The organism is Caulobacter vibrioides (genome assembly GCF_002310375.3).
GTDB lineage: Bacteria > Pseudomonadota > Alphaproteobacteria > Caulobacterales > Caulobacteraceae > Caulobacter > Caulobacter vibrioides_D.
This window is the reverse complement of the sequence record NZ_CP023315.3, coordinates 2,656,755-2,673,364: the sequence shown is the minus strand read 5'-3', so window position 1 is coordinate 2,673,364 and position 16,610 is coordinate 2,656,755. Positions and strand designations below refer to the sequence as shown.

Below are 16,610 nucleotides of genomic sequence, written 5' to 3'. Positions count from 1 at the left end.
GTTCGAGCGCTTTCGCTCGTGTATGCGGGGGCGAGCTTTGACCATTCTCATCGGTTCGGAAGCGAGTGACACGCTTGTTGGAACTGACGACGCCGATACCCTTAGCGGCCTAGCTGGCAATGACGTGCTGGAAGGCAAGCTGGGCACCGACACGCTTGAAGGCGGCGATGGCGATGACAGGCTGATCGGCGGTGGAGGCGACGACATCCTCGATGGTGGCTCGGGCTTCGACTACGCCGTTTATAGCGACGCCACGGGGGGCGTCAGAGTCGATCTGAGCATCAAGAGCGCTCAGGCGACCGGCGGAGCCGGTTCCGACACTTTGAAGAGTATCGAAGGGATTGTCGGCTCCAACTACGCGGACAACCTCATCGGGGATAGTGGCGACAATAGACTCGCTGGCGGCTACTCGAACGATACGCTCATGGGCGGAGGCGGCGCGGATGTGCTTGACGGCGGCGCGGGCGCCGACCTGATCGACGGCGGCGACGGTTTCGACTTCGTTGACTACAGCGCCTCCGAGTACCGGAACGTCACGATCGATCTCTCACGGACAGGGTCGCAGGGCGCTCAAGGTGACTACGACACCCTGCTGAATATCGAGGGAGTCATCGGGTCCAGCCAGGGTGATGTGCTGAAGGCCGCGAGCGGCGCCTCTACGCTCTTGGGCGGCGGCGGCGGGGATGCGCTTTACGGCGGAACCGGCGACGATCTGCTCGACGGTGGCGACGGCGACGACCAGTTCTATGTTGGGGTGGGCGCCGACAGGGTTATCGGTGGGGCTGGCTCCGACACGCTGCATTTGATCGCTGGTTCAGCAGGTCTGAAGGCGGATCTTGCGCTGCTTTGGAGCGGCGGGCAGGGCGTCGTCAATGGCGCCTCGATCACCGGGATCGAGCGCTTGGGGAGGATTACCGCCAGCGCGCAGGCCGATACCATTGTCGTCGGCGCTGCCTATACTGATCGCGTGGAACTGGATGGCCAGGCTGGTGACGACACGCTGTCGGGTGGCGCTGGCGGCGATTTGATCTACGGCGGGCTCGGTCAGGATTCTATCGACGGCGGCGCTGGCGATGACTTCCTCTACGTGGACCTCGACGACCGTCTGGTCGGCGGAGGAAGCGGCAATGACATCGTGGTCTTTGAACGCAACACCTTCGGCGAGACGGCGATCAATGTGGATCTGCGCAATCTCTGGACAGGCGGTTCGGGATTCGTGGGCGGGTTGGAAATCCGCGAAGTCGAACGTCTAGGGGCCTTCAAGACCAGCAACGCCAATGACACGGTGACGGTTGGTGTTGGCTCGGCCACCGCTGGTGTTAGCGTCGAGCTGGGCGCAGGGGATGACCGGGCCTACGGCGGCGTCGGCAACGACAGCTTCTCTGGCGGCGATGGCGACGACACACTCTATGGCGGCGCTGGATCCGATGGTCTCTTCGGCGGTCTAGGCGTCGACCGCCTGTACGGCGAGGAGGGCGCTGATCAGCTCGTCATGGGCGACCGCGATACCGTCGATGGTGGGGCTGGGTTCGACACCATCACCTTCGCCGTGGATCGCGCTGGCGATGCGATGAACCTGGACCTTCGCGCCGTTTGGGCTGGCGGGACTGGAACGTTCAATGGTGGAACGGTCACCAACGTCGAGAACATTAACGACCTCTATGGGACCAACGCGGCCGACGTCCTGATGGTGGGCGATGGCGTGAAGCCTCTCATCGACTATTACGCCTACGCCGGGCGCGAGACCTTCTTTGGGCAGATTATTCGTGGGTACCGAGGCGACGATACGATCATCGGCTCGGGCGGCGCCGACAAGATCTATGGCGACCAGGGCGCCGACAAGTTATCCGGCGGGGCCGGCGACGACACCATCGTAATGGATGGCGATGACACGATCGATGGCGGTGCGGGTATCGACACCCTGTCTTTCGGTGCGTGGTGGTTCCGGCCGATCGAGGCGTTGAACATCGATTTGCGGCCCAACTGGGAGGGCCTTGCCGACGCCAAGATCAGGAGCATCGAACGTATCGGCGACGCCTATGGCAGCGACCTCGCTGATAGGATCATCATTGGTGATCGATACACGACAGGGATCATCCTCGATGCCGGGGAAGGTGATGACTACGTCGTTGGCTCGGGCGGAAATGACGGGCTCAGGGGCGGATATGGCAACGATACGCTAATCGGCGGTCTCGGTAATGACGTCCTGACTGGCGCCGAGGGCGATGATTTCATGGATGGCGGCGCTGGCGAGGACGCCGTGCAGCTTGATGGCGACTCGACCGAATATAGTTGGTCCATTGGCGCGGACGGTGTCGTTACAATCAGAGACCTGCGCACGTCGGGCTATGACGGCGTGGACACGCTCAAGAACGTCGAGATTCTCCGGTTCGCCGACAAATACCTGACACTAAGCGGAGCGACGGGACTGACCGTTATCGGCTCTGCCGCCGCAGATGTGCTCGTCGGCACCGATAAAAATGACACGCTTAGAGGTGAGGGCGGCAACGACACCCTCGATGGCGGAGCGGGTGACGACATTTTGGACGGGGGGAGCGGCTTCGATTTGGCCTCCTACGCCAACGCGACATCCGGGATTCAAGTCAACTTGTTGAACACGGGGTCGCAGAACACCGGCGCTGGCCTTGATCAGTTGATCTCCATCGAAGGCGTCATCGGCAGCGCCTACGCGGACCGCCTGACGGGCGGATCGGGCGCCGACCGCTTGGGCGGCGGCGGCGGCGACGACTGGTTCAGCGGCGAGGGGGGAGATGACACGATCGACGGCGGGGACGGCGCCGATACGGTGGAGTACGCTGGCGCTTCTGCGAGCTTCAGCTGGAGCCAGGGCGCAGACGGCGCTTGGACGGTCAGGGACCTGCGGACTACAGCGCTGACGGGCGTTGACACCCTTAGGAACGTCGAACAACTTAAGTTCAGCGACAAGATTGTGCTGCTCGTCGCTTCGCCCCAGAACATAATCCTGGGGACCAACGCCAGCGACAATTTGCGAAGCACAGTTGGCGATGATGTTGTTCGTGGCGCCGGAGGTGATGATTTCCTTTACGGCGGCTCAGGCAACGACATCTACGATGGCGGTGATGGCCGAGACTTGGTGCTCTTTTATGAGTCTATCCAAGGTGTCCGTGTTGATTTGGCGATCACGGGGCCGCAGGCCACGGGCGAAGGCAACGACACCTTTCAAGCAATCGAGGCCTTAAGCGGTAGCAGCTATGCGGACATCTTCTATGGCGATTATGGAGCCAACAGCCTGAGCGGTCAGAATGGAGATGACCAGCTCGATGGTCGCGCTGGCAACGACTCCATAAGCGGTGACGCAGGCAACGATATCGTCCACGGCGGCGCGGGCGACGATAACCTCGCGGGGGGCTCCGGTAACGATTTCGTCTTCGGCGACGCGGGCGACGACTATATCTGGCTGTCGTCCGAAAATGCCGCCTACAACATGGGATCAGACGTCGTCGACGGCGGGGATGGATACGACACTGCGCATGTCGCTTTCACTACGACGGGCTTGAATATCAACCTCGGCATCTCCGGAGCGCAGCAGATCGCGCCCGGACTGACGTTGACCATAAACAACGTCGAGCGGCTGTTTGGAGGCGACTATGCCGACAAGTTGACGGGCGACAGCGGCGACAACGTAATCGGCGGCTACAATGGCGACGACATCATAGATGGTGGGGCCGGCATAGACACCTTGTGGGTGCGCGGTTACAGCAATAACTTCGTTGTCACCTGGACTACGAATGGGTGGCGGATAGCCGACAATAGGACTTATGCCGCGCCGGGTTCGACGGGAAACAGCTACGACGGCGTCGATACTGTCCGGAACATGGAGTATATCCAGTACTACGATAAAACAGTGGCCCTTGGTGATGGGATGTCCCTGGTGGTCGGGAACATCCTGCGCGCCAATGGCTCGCATGCCTTGGCCGTAGTCAACGACCTGTCCAGCCGGCTGTCCAGCGGCTCGATCGGCGCAACGCAGGCTGTGGTGGAGCTTGTTGCCAAGGCCGGAGCTAGTACTTCGGTCGCAACCCTAGCCTATCAGTTCTTTACCGGAAAGATTCCGAGCCAGGCCGGCGTCGATTACCTCGTTTCCCCAACCGGGCCTAACGCCAACAATCTCAACAGCGCCTATTACCAGTCGTTCAATCTCGAGAACCGCTACATCAACTTCGCGGTCAACCTGGGCAAGCTGGGCGAGGGTAAGGATGCGTTCGCGGCCAAGTACGGGGCGTTGTCGATGGTCGACGCCACGCGCGAGGCCTACAAGACCATTTTCGGTGCGGCGCCGACCGACGCCAAGATCCACGCGATGATCGACGGACGCGTCGACTATTTCGCGGCCTATGGCGGCGACGGTGCGAATGGCGTGGGGACCAAGGCCGCCATGGTGGGCTGGCTTCTGGCTGAGGCGCAAAAGGCCGACCTTGGCGTCATGGTGAGGTCCAACAACGCCTGGCTCACCGATCTTGCCGATGGTTCGGCGCCGTTCGCCATCAGCCTGATCGATCCGTCGAGCGGCTACTACAAGGCCGACTTCATCTTTGGCGGGCCGTAGCAGCGCACGTCCTTGCGGATGGCGAGCAGCCGCCGCCCTGCTTTGGCCTGGGCAAACGCAGTAGGTGGGGTAGCTTGGACAAAACGCGCGTTTGACGCCAGCTATGGGGTCCGTGCTTCGGAGGAAACCTATGCCCCAGACCGCCGCCGCTAAACCTCAGGTCCTGCTGTCGCACGAGTTGCTGACGCCGCTGCGGCCGCTGCTGGAGAGCGCCTACGAGGTGCATCGGCTGTGGGACTATCCGGACCGGATGGCCTTCCTTGAAGGGCCGGGGCAGAACATTCGAGCGATCGTCCATGCGGGCGAGATGGCGTTGAGTCGGGACATGTTGGCGGAGATGCCGCGCCTTGGTCTCATCGCCTGCGTCAGCGTCGGCTACGACGGCGTGGACTTGCCCTGGTGCAAGGCGCACGGCATTGCGGTGACGCATTCGACGGGCCTGAACGCCGCCGATGTCGCCGACCATGCCGTTGGCCTGGTCCTGGCCGCCTGGCGCGGGATCGTCGAGGGCGACCAGCGCTTGCGCGGCGGTCACTGGTCGCACGCCGAGCGGATGGCTCCGCGCCCTGGGCTTCGGGGGCGGAAGGCCGGGATCGTGGGCTTGGGGCACATCGGCGAAGCGGTGGCCCATCGTCTGAGCGCGTTCGACATGAAGGTCGCTTGGTGGGCGCCGCGCGCCAAGGAGGCCGCCTATCCGCGCGCCGAAAGCCTAATGGCCCTAGCGCGCGAGAGCGACGTCCTGATCGTCTGCGCCCGACCGGACGACTCCAATCGCCACCTGATCAACAAGGCGGTGATCGAAGCCGTTGGGCCGCAGGGCTTGATCGTCAATGTCGCGCGCGGGTCGCTGATCGATGAGGACGCGCTGATCGAGGCCTTGAAGTCTGGGGCGCTTGGCATGGCCGCGCTGGATGTGTTCGAGACCGAGCCGACGCCGGCTGCGCGGTGGACCGATGTTCCGCGCACCGTGCTGACGCCGCACACCGCCGGCGCCACCCTGGACAGCCTTCCGGCCATGGTCAGCCTGACCCTGGAGAACCTGCGCCGGTACTTCCATGGCGAGCCGCTGGCGACGCCGGTGGCGGCTTAGGCCGGAAATGGAACGGCGAACGCCTCGGGCTCTAGCCTGAGGCCGTTCGCCAGCAGGCTGACGGTCCGATAGAAGCCCGCCAGCATCATCAGCTCGATCCGGGCTTCTGCGCTGTAGGCTTCGGCGATGCGGGCCCAGAGCGTGTCGTTGATGTCGGCCCGCGTATTCACCGCGTCGCAAAAGGCGATCAGTAACGCCTCGCCCGCGCTCCAGCAGTCGGCGATCCCGGGGGCGAGGGTTGCGGCGAGGCGTTCGGCGTCCAGCCCCGCCGCCGGGGCGAAGATCGCCGCGTGGACGCCCCACTCGTAGCCGCAGCCGTTGAGCGCGCAGATGCGGTGGATGACGATTTCACGGTCTCGCAGCGACAGGTGGCCCGGGTCCAGCAGGCCGCCGCCGGTGAAGCGCGCGAAGAGCCGCTCGTCGCGGGCCAGGGTCCGGAATAGCGACAGCGGTTCCTCGCCCGGCGTCTTCAGGCGTTCCAGCATCTTGGCGATGGCGGGCGGGTAGGGCGGTTTTGCGGGATCGATCCTGGGCGACATCTGAAATCCTCCATGCTACAAAATTTGTATCATGCAGGATCGCGAAAACGCTACAAAAAATGAAGCGCCCCTTCCGGGCGGGGCCGTTCGCGGGTCGGACACCGGCAGGCCGATCATGGCGGCTCTTGATCTGCTGGGGCGTCGCGGCGCCTTGCGGATCGTCTGGGAGCTTCGCGAAGGGAGGGTGCTGACCTTTCGGGCGCTCCAGGCCGCGGCCGAACTGCCGCCCGGCACGCTGAACACGCGCCTGACCGAACTGCGCGCGGCCGACATCGTCGCGGCGGAGGGCGGCTATCGCCTGAGCCCCCGCGGCGGAGACTTGATCGTCGCGCTTTGGCCTCTGCTAAGGTGGTCCGAGGATTGGGCGAACGCGCTGGAGACGTGACATGGCCAAGGTGCTGGGCGTAGGCGGTGTCTTCTACAAGGCCGAGAATCCCAAGGCTGTCCGCGACTGGTACGCGCGTGTGTTAGGCTTTGAGATCCATGACTGGGGCGGGGCGATGTTCGAGCATCCCAGGTCAACCTCGACGACCTGGTCGCCCTTCGCCGCCGACACCCAATACTTCGCGCCGTCGACCGCGCCGTTCATGATCAATTTCATTGTCGATGATATGGATGGCGTCCTGGCCAAGGCGGCCGCCGAGGGCGTCGAGCCCGTGGGGCGTCAGGACGAAGACGGCATGGGCCGGTTCGCCTGGCTCATGGACCCCGCCGGGGTGAAGATTGAGCTTTGGGAGCCCCTGAAAGGCGACTCCGAGACATAAGTTTCTCTTGCCAAATCGGATATAAAGATATCTTTATATCCCTATGAAGCTTACCGCCGAACAGGTTGTCGAGGTGCTGCGCGCCGCCGGCGAGTCCACGCGCCTGCGGCTTTTGGCGTTGCTGGCGGCCGAGGAGCTGTCGGTTCTGGAGCTGTGCCGGATCCTCGACCAGAGCCAGCCGCGCGTGTCGCGCCACCTGAAGCTGCTGGCCGAGGCCGGCCTTGTGGAACGCTTCCCGGACGGCGCCTGGGTGTTCTATCGCCTGGCCGCCAAGTCGCCAGGCCGTTTGCTGGTCGAGCAGGCGCTGGACCTGATCGACGAGGGCGACGAGACGATCCAGGCTGACGCCGACAAGCTGACGGCCGTGCGGGCCGAGCGCTCGACCGACGCCCAGGCCTATTTCGCCCGCAACGCCGCGCGCTGGAACGAGATCCGCTCGCTCTATGTCGACGAGGCCGAGGTCGAGGCGGCGATCCTGCGGGCCACCGGCGAAGGTCCCTTCGACGAGATGGTCGACCTGGGCGCCGGCGCGGGGCGCATGCTGACCCTGCTGGGCAAGCGCGCCGCCAACGCGCTGGGTCTGGATCTGTCGCAGCAGATGCTGAACATCGCCCGTGACGAGGTGGCCAAGGCGGGCCTGGTCGCGTGCGAGCTGCGCCACGGCGACATCTTCCGCACCGGCTTGCCGGGCGGCTGCGCCGATCTCGTCACTGTGCACCAGGTGCTGCACTATCTGACCGATCCCGCCACGGCGGTGGCTGAGGCCGCGCGTCTGGTGACGCCGGGCGGGCTGCTGCTGATCGCCGACTTCGCGCCGCATGATCACGAGTTCCTGCGCGAGGTTCACCAGCACCGCCGGCTGGGCTTTGACGACGCCGAGATCGTCGCCTGGCTACAGGTCGCGGGCCTTTCGCTGGAAAGCAATATCGCCCTGCCGCCGGCGACGGCCGAGGGGCTGACCGTCAAGATCTGGACCGCACGCCGTCCCAGCAAGGCATCCCTCGAAAGGAGCGCCGCATGACCCTTCCGCCTACCCGTCGGGTGATTGGCCCCGTGGCGCGCGCCGGCGAGCGGACCGGCCGTCCCCGCGTGTCGTTCGAGTTCTTCCCGCCCAAGACGCCGCAGATGGAGGAAAGCCTGTGGGCGGCGATCACGCGCCTGGCCCCGCTGGATCCCGCGTTTGTGTCCGTGACCTATGGCGCGGGCGGCTCCACGCGCGAGCGCACGCACCGCACCGTCAAGCGCATCCTGGACGAGACCAGCCTCAAGCCGGCGGCGCACCTGACCTGCGTCGGCGCCAGCCGCGACGAGGTCGATGAGGTCATCCGCGAATACTGGGAGACCGGGGTCCGCCACATCGTCTCGCTGCGGGGCGATCCGCCGCCCGGCGAGGGCGGCATCGGCGGGGTCTATGTGCCGCGCGCCGACGGCTACGCCAACGCCACCGAGCTGACCAAGGCCGTGCGCGCGATCGCGCCGTTCGAGGTGCTGGTCGGGGTCTATCCCGAGAAGCATCCCGAGAGCCCCTCGCTGGAGCACGACATCGACGTCTTGAAGCAGAAGGTCGACGCCGGCGCGACCCTGGGCATCAGCCAGTTCTTCTTCGACCTCGACGCGTTCCTGCGCTTCGTCGACAAGGTGCGCGCGGCGGGCATCACCATTCCCATCGTGCCGGGCATCATGCCGGTCACCAACTTCGTCGGTCTGAAGAAGATGGCCGCCGCCTGCCAGACGGCGATCCCGTCCTGGCTGGGCAACCTGTTCGACGGCCTGGAGCACGACGCCGAGACCCGCCGCTTGATCGCCTGTTCGGTGGCCGCCGAGATGTGCGCCAAGCTGCAGGAGCAGGGTTTCGAGGACTTCCACTTCTACACCCTGAACCGGGCCGATCTGGTCTACGCCATCTGCCGGGTGCTGGGCGTGCGCGAGGTCTCGCCCGCCGCGTCGGAGGTCGCCGCATGACGCCGCTAGCGCCCCCTCCGTCTCGTCGCGTATCCGCGCCGATCCACCTCCCCCGTTGCACGGGTGAGGATGCGCTATCTTCCTCCTCACCCGCAAAGCGGGGGAGGTGGCGCGATGCGAAGCATCGTGTCGGAGGGGGCGCTGTGGCCGCTCTGGCGGCGCTGTTTTTCGCCCTGGCCCCGGCGGCCCACGCCGACGAGATGCCGGCCAACTGGACCAAGCCGACCAAGCCCTATCGCGTGGTCGGTAACATCTACTACGTCGGGACCGAGGGCATCTCGTCCTGGCTGATCACCTCGTCGGCGGGGCATGTGCTGCTGGACGGCGGCCCCAACGCCGAGACGGGCAAGCTGGTCGAGCGCAACATCACGGCGCTGGGCTTCCAGCTGGCCGATGTGAAGATCCTGATCAACACCCATGCCCACTACGACCACGCGGGCGGTCTGGCGCAGTTGAAGGCCGATACGGGCGCCAAGCTGTGGATCTCGCGCGGCGACGCGCCGGCCATGGCGGCGGGCCACCACATCGGCGACAACATCTATGGCCCAACGCCGATGCCGGCGGCCAAGCCCGACAGGAGCTTTGGCGACCAGACCAAGCTGAAACTGGGCGAGATCGCCATGGTGTCCCACCTGACGCCCGGCCACACCATCGGCTGCACCAGCTGGACGACAGCGGTGGTCGAGAAGGGGCGACCGCTGAACGTGACCTTCCCGTGCTCGCTATCGGTCGCTGGTAACGTGCTCGTGGGCAACAAGACCCACCGGACCATCGTCGTCGACTATCGCGCCAGCTTCGCCAAGCTGCGCGCCATCCCCACCGACGTGATGCTGCCCGCCCACGAAGAGCAGGGCAACCTGCTGGCCAAGCGCCAGAAGCAGCTGCGCGGCGATCCCAACGCCTTTGTCGACCCAGGCGAGCTTGCCCGGTTCGTCGACGCTTCCGAAGCCGCCTTCAACAAGGAGCTCGCGCGCCAGCAGGCCGCGGGGGGGGCGCGATGAGAGCGCCCCCTCCGTCTCGTCGCGACGCGCCGATCCACCTCCCCCGTTACACGGGGGAGGATGCTGCAACTTCCTCCTCACCCGCCCAGCGGTGGAGGTGGCGCGCTGCGAATACGCAGCGTGACGGAGGGGGCGCTTGCGCCCCGGAGTTCCGCCCATGACCGATCTCACGATCCGTTCCAACCGCGTCGCCGCCCTGAAGGCCGCCGCCAAGGAGCGCATTCTCATTCTCGACGGCTCCTGGGGCGTGATGTTCCAGAAGAAGGGCCTGACCGAGGCTGACTACCGCGCCGAACGCTTCGCCGCCTACAACGGCCAGATGAAGGGCAACAACGACATCCTTTGCCTGACGCGGCCCGATCTCGTGGCCGAGCTGCACGACGCCTATTTCAGCGCCGGCGCCGATATCTCCGAGACCAACACCTTCTCGGGCACCACCATCGCCCAGGCCGACTATCACCTGGGTGAACAGGATGTCTGGGACATCAACCTGGAAGGCGCCAAGATCGGCCGCTCGGTGGCCGACCGCTGGAACGCGCAGAATCCCGACCGCCCGAAGTTCATCGCTGGCTCGATGGGGCCGCTGAACGTCATGCTGTCGATGTCGTCGGACGTGAACGATCCGGGCGCGCGCAAGGTGACCTTCGACCAGGTCTACGCGGCCTATCGCCAGCAGGTGGACGCCCTCTACCAGGGCGGGGTCGACCTCTTCCTGATCGAGACGATCACCGACACCCTGAACTGCAAGGCCGCCATCAAGGCGATCCTGGACTGGCGCGACGAGGGCCACGAGGAGCTGCCGATCTGGATCAGCGGCACCATCACCGACCGCTCGGGTCGCACCCTGTCGGGCCAGACGGCCGAAGCCTTCTGGAACAGCGTCAAGCACGCCAAGCCATTCGCGGTGGGCTTCAACTGCGCCCTGGGCGCGGACTTGATGCGCCCGCACATCGCCGAGATGGCCCGTATCGCCGACACCCTGGTCGCGGCCTATCCGAACGCCGGCCTGCCCAACGCCATGGGCCAGTACGACGAGGAGCCGCACGAGACCGGCCACGCTCTGCACGAATGGGCCAAGGACGGCCTGGTCAACATCCTGGGCGGCTGCTGCGGCACGACGCCGGACCACATCCGCCACGTCGCCGACGAAGTACGCGGCGTGACGCCGCGCCAGATCCCCGAGCGCCCCAAGGCCATGCGCCTGGCGGGGCTTGAACCGTTCGAGTTGGCTTAGTGTCTGTGACTTCAATTCTCCTTCTCCCCTTGCGGGAGAAGGTGTCGCCGAAGGCGACGGATGAGGGGTCTCGCTGGCCCTTCAACCGCTGTCTCGCGGCGGCGACGTTCTTCAACCCCTCATCCGACCCGCTTCGCGGGCCACCTTCTCCCGCAAGGGGAGAAGGGATGACTGCTATTGGATCCTGAAATGCGCCCCGTCTTCGTCAACATCGGTGAGCGCACCAACGTCACCGGCTCGGCCAAGTTCAAGAAGCTGATCGTCGAGGGGAACTACCCCGAGGCGCTGTCGGTCGCGCGCCAGCAGGTCGAGGCCGGGGCCCAGGTCATCGACGTGAACATGGACGAGGGGCTGTTGGACAGCCAGCAGGCCATGGTCACCTTCCTGAACCTGATGGCCGCCGAGCCCGACATCGCCCGCGTGCCGGTGATGATCGACAGCTCCAAGTGGGAGGTGATCGAGGCGGGCCTGAAGTGTGTGCAGGGCAAGGCGATCGTCAACTCGATCAGCCTGAAGGAAGGCGAGGAAAAGTTCCTCGAACAGGCCACGCTCTGCCTGCGCTACGGCGCAGCCGTGGTGGTCATGGCCTTTGACGAGGTCGGCCAGGCCGACACCGAAAAGCGCAAGGTCGAGATCTGCGAGCGGGCCTACAACACGCTGGTGGAGAAGGTCGGCTTCCCGCCCGAGGACATCATCTTCGACCCCAACATCTTCGCCGTGGCGACGGGGATCGAGGAGCACGACAACTACGCCGTCGACTTCATCGAGGCCACGCGCCGCATCAAGCAGATGCTGCCCTATGCGCGGGTGTCGGGCGGGGTGTCGAACGTCTCGTTCAGCTTCCGGGGCAATGAGCCGGTGCGCCGGGCGATCCACTCGGTGTTCCTGTACCACGCCATCAACGCCGGCATGGACATGGGCATCGTCAACGCCGGCGACCTGCCGGTCTATGACGACATCGATCCGGCCCTGCGCGAGGCCGTCGAGGACGTGATCCTCAACCGTCCGCAGCGCGATCCGGTGATGACCAACACCGAGCGTCTGGTCGAGATGGCCCCGCGCTACAAGGGCGAGAAGGGCCAGCAGCAGGTCGCCAACCTGGAATGGCGCAAGGGCACGGTGAACGAGCGCCTGACCCACGCTCTGGTCAACGGCGTCACCGAGTTCATCGAGGCCGACACCGAAGAAGCGCGCCTGGCCGCCGAGCGCCCGCTGCACGTGATCGAAGGCCCGCTGATGGACGGCATGAACGTCGTCGGCGACCTGTTCGGCGCGGGCAAGATGTTCCTGCCGCAAGTCGTGAAGTCGGCCCGCGTCATGAAGCAGGCCGTGGCCTGGCTGATGCCGTTCATGGAGGCCGAGAAGGAAGGCCAGGAGCGCAAGGCCGCCGGCAAGGTGCTGATGGCGACCGTCAAGGGCGACGTCCACGACATCGGCAAGAACATCGTCGGCGTCGTGCTGCAGTGTAACAACTACGAGGTCGTGGACCTGGGCGTAATGGTGCCCGCCGACCGGATTCTTGATGAGGCCAAGAAGCACAAGGTCGACATGATCGGCCTGTCGGGCCTGATTACGCCCTCGCTGGACGAGATGGTGTTCGTAGCCGCCGAGATGGAGCGCCAGGGCTTTGACATCCCGCTGCTGATCGGCGGCGCCACCACCAGCCGTACCCACACGGCGGTCAAGATCGAGCCGGCTTATCGCCGGGGTCCGACCACCTATGTCGTCGACGCCAGCCGCGCCGTCGGCGTGGTCTCGGGCCTGCTGTCGGAAGGCGAGCGCGACCGGATCATCGCCGAGACCCGCGCCGAGTATGTGAAGGTCCGCGAACAGTACGCGCGCGGCCAGACGACCAAGGCCCGCGCCTCGATCCAGGAGGCCCGCAAGCGCGCCTTCGCCATCGACTGGAAGGGCTATGCGCCGCCGAAACCCGCCTTCATCGGCACGCGGACCTTCGAGCCGTCGCTGGCCGAACTGGTCCCGTTCATCGACTGGTCGCCGTTCTTCGCCAGCTGGGAGCTGATCGGCCGCTTCCCGCAGATCCTGGAAGACGACGTGGTCGGCCAAGCCGCCACCGACCTCTATCGCGACGCCCGCGCCATGCTGGACAAGGTGGTCGAGGAAAAGTGGTTCGGGGCCAAGGGCGTGATCGGCTTCTGGCCGGCCCAGGCCCAGGGCGACGACATCGTGCTCTACACCGACGAGACCCGCGTGGCCGAGTTCTCGCGCCTGCACACCCTGCGTCAGCAGATGGACAAGGGCGCCGACAAGAGCGGCGAGGCCAAGGCCAATGTCGCCCTGTCGGACTTCGTCGCGCCGATCGGGCAGGGGGCGGACTATGTCGGCGGCTTCGCCGTCACCGCCGGCCATGGCGAGGACGAGATCGTCAAGCGCTTCAAGGACGCCGGCGACGACTACAACGCCATCATGGCCTCGGCCCTGGCCGACCGCCTGGCCGAAGCCTTCGCCGAGTGGCTGCACCACAAGGCCCGTGTCGAGCTGTGGGGCTACGCGCCGGATGAGGACGCCGACGTCGAGCGCCTGATCGCCGAAAAGTACCAGGGCATCCGCCCCGCGCCCGGCTATCCGGCCCAGCCCGACCACACCGAGAAGGGCACGCTGTTCAAGCTGCTGGACGCCGAGGCGGCCACCGGTCTGCAGCTGACCGAGAGCTACGCCATGACCCCTGGCGCGGCGGTCTCCGGCCTGTTCTTCAGCCACCCGCAGGCGCACTATTTCGGCGTCGGCAAGATCGACGCCGACCAGGTCGAGGACTACGCCCGCCGCAAGGGCTGGGACATGGAGACCGCCGAGCGCTGGCTGTCGCCGATCCTGAACTATGATCCGCTGGCGCGGGCGCGCGGGGCGGCGGCTTAGGGACAGAAAATCCTCCCCCCGTGGGGGAGGCGGCCGAAGGCCGGAGGGGGGAGTCCTGCTCAGCTTGCCTCTTCCCCCTCCGTCGTCTCTTCGAGCCGACACCTCCCCCGCTAGGGGAAGGATTGCGAACCGCGATATCCCAACGCATCCTCCTCCCAAGGCGTAACGGGAGGGGACGACATGGATCGCTCAGGCGTCAGCCGACGCGCGCTGGGGACATTGGCCCTGGGCGGCGCGACTCTGGGGCTATCGGCGTGCGAGGGGCCGGGCGAAACGGACCTGACCCCCAAGGGGCGGCAGTTTCCGAAGGACTTTGTCTGGGGTGTGGCGACGGCCGCTTTCCAGACCGAAGGCTCGCAAACCGCCGACGGGCGCGGGCCCAGCATCTGGGACGTGTTCGAGAGAATTCCAGGCCACGTCAAGAATGGCGATACCGCTGCGGACGCCACCGACAGCTACCGACGCTACCAGGACGATGTCGACCTGATCGCCGGCGCCGGCCTGAGCGCCTACCGCTTCTCGATGAGCTGGTCCCGGATTCTGCCGAGCGGGGCAGGGGCGGTGAATGCGGCCGGGCTGGATCATTACTCAAGACTGGTCGACGCCCTGCTGGCCAAGGGGATCACGCCCTACGCCACACTCTTTCACTGGGATCTGCCGCAAGGCTTGCAGGAGAAGGGCGGCTGGGCCAATCGCGACACCGCCCTGCGTCTGGCGGACTATGCGCGCGCCGTGGTCGACAAGATGGGCGACCGGCTGAAGAATTACATCATCCTGAACGAGGCGGCGGTCCACACCGTGTTCGGGCATGTGCTGGGCGAGCACGCGCCGGGCCTCAAGGACGCCGCGCTGCTGGGACCGGTCACGCACCACATGAACCTGGGTCAAGGGTTGGCGATCCAGGCGCTGCGGGCGGCGCGCAGCGACCTTTCAGTGGGCACCACGATGGCGCTGCAGCCGTGTCGGCCGGCGGGTGGGCCGTTGGCGTTCTGGAACCGTCTGGCGTCCGATGGGCTGGACGAAATCTGGAACCTCGCCTGGCTCGACCCGCTGTTCAAGGGAACCTACCCGAAGGCGATGGACGAACCGCTCAAGGGCGTTGTCCGGGACGGCGACCTGAAGATCACCCGTCAGCCTATCGATTTCCTGGGGGTGAACTACTACGCCCCGGCCTATGTGCGGCTGGACCTGTCGGCGCCGAGCAAGATCGCCGCCGCCGACTCGCCTGCTGGCGCGGAGCAGGACGCGTTCGGGCGCCATATCGATCCGTCTGGCCTGTTCGAGGTTCTGGATCGCGTGCGTCGCGAGTATGGCGCGCCCAAGATGCTGGTGACCGAGAACGGATGCTCGGACCCGTTCAGCAGCGGGCCAGCGCTTCTGGATGACATTTTCCGCATTAAGTATCTGCGGCGCCATCTGGAGGCGGTGCTGGCCGCCCGCGAGGCGGGCTGCGATATCCGCGGTTACTTCGAGTGGACCCTGATCGACAATTTCGAGTGGGACCTCGGCTACACCTCGAAATTTGGCCTCACGACCATGGAAGCCGCGAGCGGCCGCAGGATTCCGAAGGCCTCCTACGGCTGGTTCAAGGCCTTGGCGGAAAGCGGGACCTTGCCCTCCTCCCCGTGAGGGGAGGCGGACTTCAGTCAGCCTTGCAGATCAACACGTCCTTGCCGTCGCGCTTGGCGGGCGCGAGGCTGCCGGCGCAGGGCTTGGGGTTGGCGGGGTCGATGATGATCTCGTTAGCGGCCACAGGCGCCGCCTTCGCGCTTGGGGCCTTGCTCAGCTTCCGGGCCTGGGCGGGCTGGGTCGGCGCTTTCGCAGGCGTGGCGGGCGCGGCCTGGGCCTGAGGCGTCTCCGCGACCGGCGTCTCCGCGGGCGCTGGCGCGGGCGTCGGCTCCGGTGTAGCGGGCGCTTGGGTTGTCGCCGAGGCCGCGTTGAAGTTCAGGGCGCGACCCAGGATCGAGGACTTCATCTCCAGCGTCTTGGCGCGCTTCTCGCAGTCGCCCGGCGGGCTCCAGCTCATCCACATCTGCGCCAGACGCGCCTTGTCGACCGAACCGGCGCCTTGCCAGATGGCCGCGCCACGCTTCACCTGCGAGCCGCCATATTCGGAGATCGGGCGGGGGCTGGCCTTCTCGGCCGCCGTGATCGCCGAGGCGAAGATCTTCAGGTCCTTCTGGGCTTGCGCCCGCAGCTCAGGATAGGTCTTCAGCGACGCCGCCACGCCGTCCGGGCCCGGGAACGCCTTCTCGATCCGTGTCACCTCCGGCATCACCTGATCGTAGAGCGAGGCGTAGCCGCCAAGCGCGCCGTAGCACCAGGCGACATAGCCATACTCGTCCGACGGCGGCGCGTTGGGGCTTTGGGGGCTCGCTTGGCCGTCTTGGGCCAGCAGGGCCAGGGCGAGGAAGAGGGCGTTCGCCATGCGGGCGGAGGTCCTTTTTAGTGATCCGATGTCGTCGATAGAGCATTTCGGTCCGGATTGGGACCGTTGCGTGGCGACGCAGCTTTATCGTCGAGCGCATCCACAATGCGCGAGACGGCGTTCAGCT

At 65.8% G+C, this 16,610-nt stretch carries 12 protein-coding genes and 4 pseudogenes; 13 read left to right on the top strand and 3 right to left on the bottom strand.

The annotated features are described in order from the left end of the window. Positions 1 to 37: 37 nt before the first annotated feature. Together CA606_RS12695 and CA606_RS12690 are read left to right on the top strand one after the other, a co-directional pair. Positions 38 to 4,588, top strand: a complete 4,551-nt coding sequence (locus CA606_RS12695; RefSeq protein ID WP_272872321.1) for a hypothetical protein — start codon at positions 38 to 40, stop codon at positions 4,586 to 4,588. A 130-nt stretch (positions 4,589 to 4,718) separates the two neighbouring features. Then, positions 4,719 to 5,678 carry a 2-hydroxyacid dehydrogenase gene (locus tag CA606_RS12690; protein WP_096050801.1) on the top strand — a complete coding sequence of 320 codons (960 nt, stop codon included), beginning with the start codon at positions 4,719 to 4,721 and terminating at the stop codon, positions 5,676 to 5,678. Here the strand turns inward: CA606_RS12690 and CA606_RS20115 are convergent. Together CA606_RS20115 and CA606_RS20110 are read right to left on the bottom strand one after the other, a co-directional pair. Continuing rightward, positions 5,675 to 5,934 (bottom strand): annotated as a pseudogene (locus CA606_RS20115) (hypothetical protein); the annotation flags it as partial. The gene CA606_RS12690 and the pseudogene CA606_RS20115 sit on opposite strands and share 4 nt — an antisense overlap. Position 5,935: 1 nt before the next feature. After that, positions 5,936 to 6,163 (bottom strand): annotated as a pseudogene (locus CA606_RS20110) (carboxymuconolactone decarboxylase family protein); the annotation flags it as partial. Between the two features lie 85 nt (positions 6,164 to 6,248). On the opposite strand from CA606_RS20110, the gene CA606_RS12680 reads away from it, so the two are divergent. From CA606_RS12680 to CA606_RS12640, 11 genes and pseudogenes are all read left to right on the top strand, one after another. Then, positions 6,249 to 6,602, top strand: coding sequence for a winged helix-turn-helix transcriptional regulator (locus CA606_RS12680; RefSeq protein WP_233282152.1), 354 nt, complete (start codon positions 6,249 to 6,251; stop codon positions 6,600 to 6,602). A 1-nt stretch (position 6,603) separates the two neighbouring features. Further along, positions 6,604 to 6,981 (top strand): VOC family protein, encoded by a 378-nt coding sequence (locus CA606_RS12675; protein ID WP_096050803.1) that lies wholly within the window; start codon positions 6,604 to 6,606, stop codon positions 6,979 to 6,981. 43 nt (positions 6,982 to 7,024) lie between these two features. After that, on the top strand, positions 7,025 to 8,002 hold the full coding sequence (locus tag CA606_RS12670; RefSeq protein WP_096050804.1) for an ArsR/SmtB family transcription factor: 978 nt from the start codon (positions 7,025 to 7,027) through the stop codon (positions 8,000 to 8,002). Further along, on the top strand, positions 7,999 to 8,943 hold the full coding sequence (gene metF, locus CA606_RS12665; RefSeq protein ID WP_096050805.1) for a methylenetetrahydrofolate reductase [NAD(P)H]: 945 nt from the start codon (positions 7,999 to 8,001) through the stop codon (positions 8,941 to 8,943). Before CA606_RS12670 ends, metF begins: the two co-directional genes overlap by 4 nt. Position 8,944: 1 nt before the next feature. Further along, positions 8,945 to 9,086 (top strand): annotated as a pseudogene (locus CA606_RS20105) (hypothetical protein); the annotation flags it as partial. Further along, complete coding sequence (gene blaCAU / locus CA606_RS12660) at positions 9,087 to 9,944, top strand: CAU/MBL1b family subclass B3 metallo-beta-lactamase (RefSeq protein WP_096050806.1); 858 nt, start codon at positions 9,087 to 9,089, stop codon at positions 9,942 to 9,944. Positions 9,945 to 10,101: 157 nt separating this feature from the next. Continuing rightward, positions 10,102 to 11,178 carry a homocysteine S-methyltransferase family protein gene (locus tag CA606_RS12655; protein ID WP_096050807.1) on the top strand — a complete coding sequence of 359 codons (1,077 nt, stop codon included), beginning with the start codon at positions 10,102 to 10,104 and terminating at the stop codon, positions 11,176 to 11,178. Beyond that, positions 11,178 to 11,366, top strand: a complete 189-nt coding sequence (locus CA606_RS12650; RefSeq protein ID WP_096050808.1) for a hypothetical protein — start codon at positions 11,178 to 11,180, stop codon at positions 11,364 to 11,366. Before CA606_RS12655 ends, CA606_RS12650 begins: the two co-directional genes overlap by 1 nt. Next, the gene (gene metH / locus CA606_RS12645; protein WP_096050809.1) at positions 11,356 to 14,055 is read left to right on the top strand and encodes a methionine synthase; all 2,700 of its coding nucleotides are present in this window, start codon (positions 11,356 to 11,358) and stop codon (positions 14,053 to 14,055) included. Before CA606_RS12650 ends, metH begins: the two co-directional genes overlap by 11 nt. 5 nt (positions 14,056 to 14,060) lie before the next feature. Then, a pseudogene (locus CA606_RS20100) lies at positions 14,061 to 14,212 on the top strand (hypothetical protein); the annotation flags it as partial. 23 nt (positions 14,213 to 14,235) lie between these two features. Further along, positions 14,236 to 15,684: a GH1 family beta-glucosidase gene (locus CA606_RS12640; RefSeq protein ID WP_096050810.1), complete on the top strand. Its 1,449-nt coding sequence runs from the start codon at positions 14,236 to 14,238 to the stop codon at positions 15,682 to 15,684. Between the two features lie 13 nt (positions 15,685 to 15,697). Here the strand turns inward: CA606_RS12640 and CA606_RS12635 are convergent, their stop codons facing one another. After that, complete coding sequence (locus tag CA606_RS12635) at positions 15,698 to 16,483, bottom strand: hypothetical protein (RefSeq protein ID WP_096050811.1); 786 nt, start codon at positions 16,481 to 16,483, stop codon at positions 15,698 to 15,700. Between the last annotated feature and the right edge of the window lie 127 nt (positions 16,484 to 16,610).

Excerpts from the sequence above, each read along its gene's own strand:
- CA606_RS12670 (WP_096050804.1), top strand. The coding sequence starts at position 7,025 with ATGAAGCTTACCGCCGAACAGGTTGTCGAGGTGCTGCGCGCCGCCGGC.
- CA606_RS12635 (WP_096050811.1), bottom strand. The coding sequence starts at position 16,483 with ATGGCGAACGCCCTCTTCCTCGCCCTGGCCCTGCTGGCCCAAGACGGC.
- CA606_RS12690 (WP_096050801.1), top strand. The coding sequence starts at position 4,719 with ATGCCCCAGACCGCCGCCGCTAAACCTCAGGTCCTGCTGTCGCACGAG.
- CA606_RS12655 (WP_096050807.1), top strand. The coding sequence starts at position 10,102 with ATGACCGATCTCACGATCCGTTCCAACCGCGTCGCCGCCCTGAAGGCC.
- metF (WP_096050805.1), top strand. The coding sequence starts at position 7,999 with ATGACCCTTCCGCCTACCCGTCGGGTGATTGGCCCCGTGGCGCGCGCC.
- CA606_RS12640 (WP_096050810.1), top strand. The coding sequence starts at position 14,236 with ATGGATCGCTCAGGCGTCAGCCGACGCGCGCTGGGGACATTGGCCCTG.
- CA606_RS12680 (WP_233282152.1), top strand. The coding sequence starts at position 6,249 with ATGCAGGATCGCGAAAACGCTACAAAAAATGAAGCGCCCCTTCCGGGC.
- CA606_RS12675 (WP_096050803.1), top strand. The coding sequence starts at position 6,604 with ATGGCCAAGGTGCTGGGCGTAGGCGGTGTCTTCTACAAGGCCGAGAAT.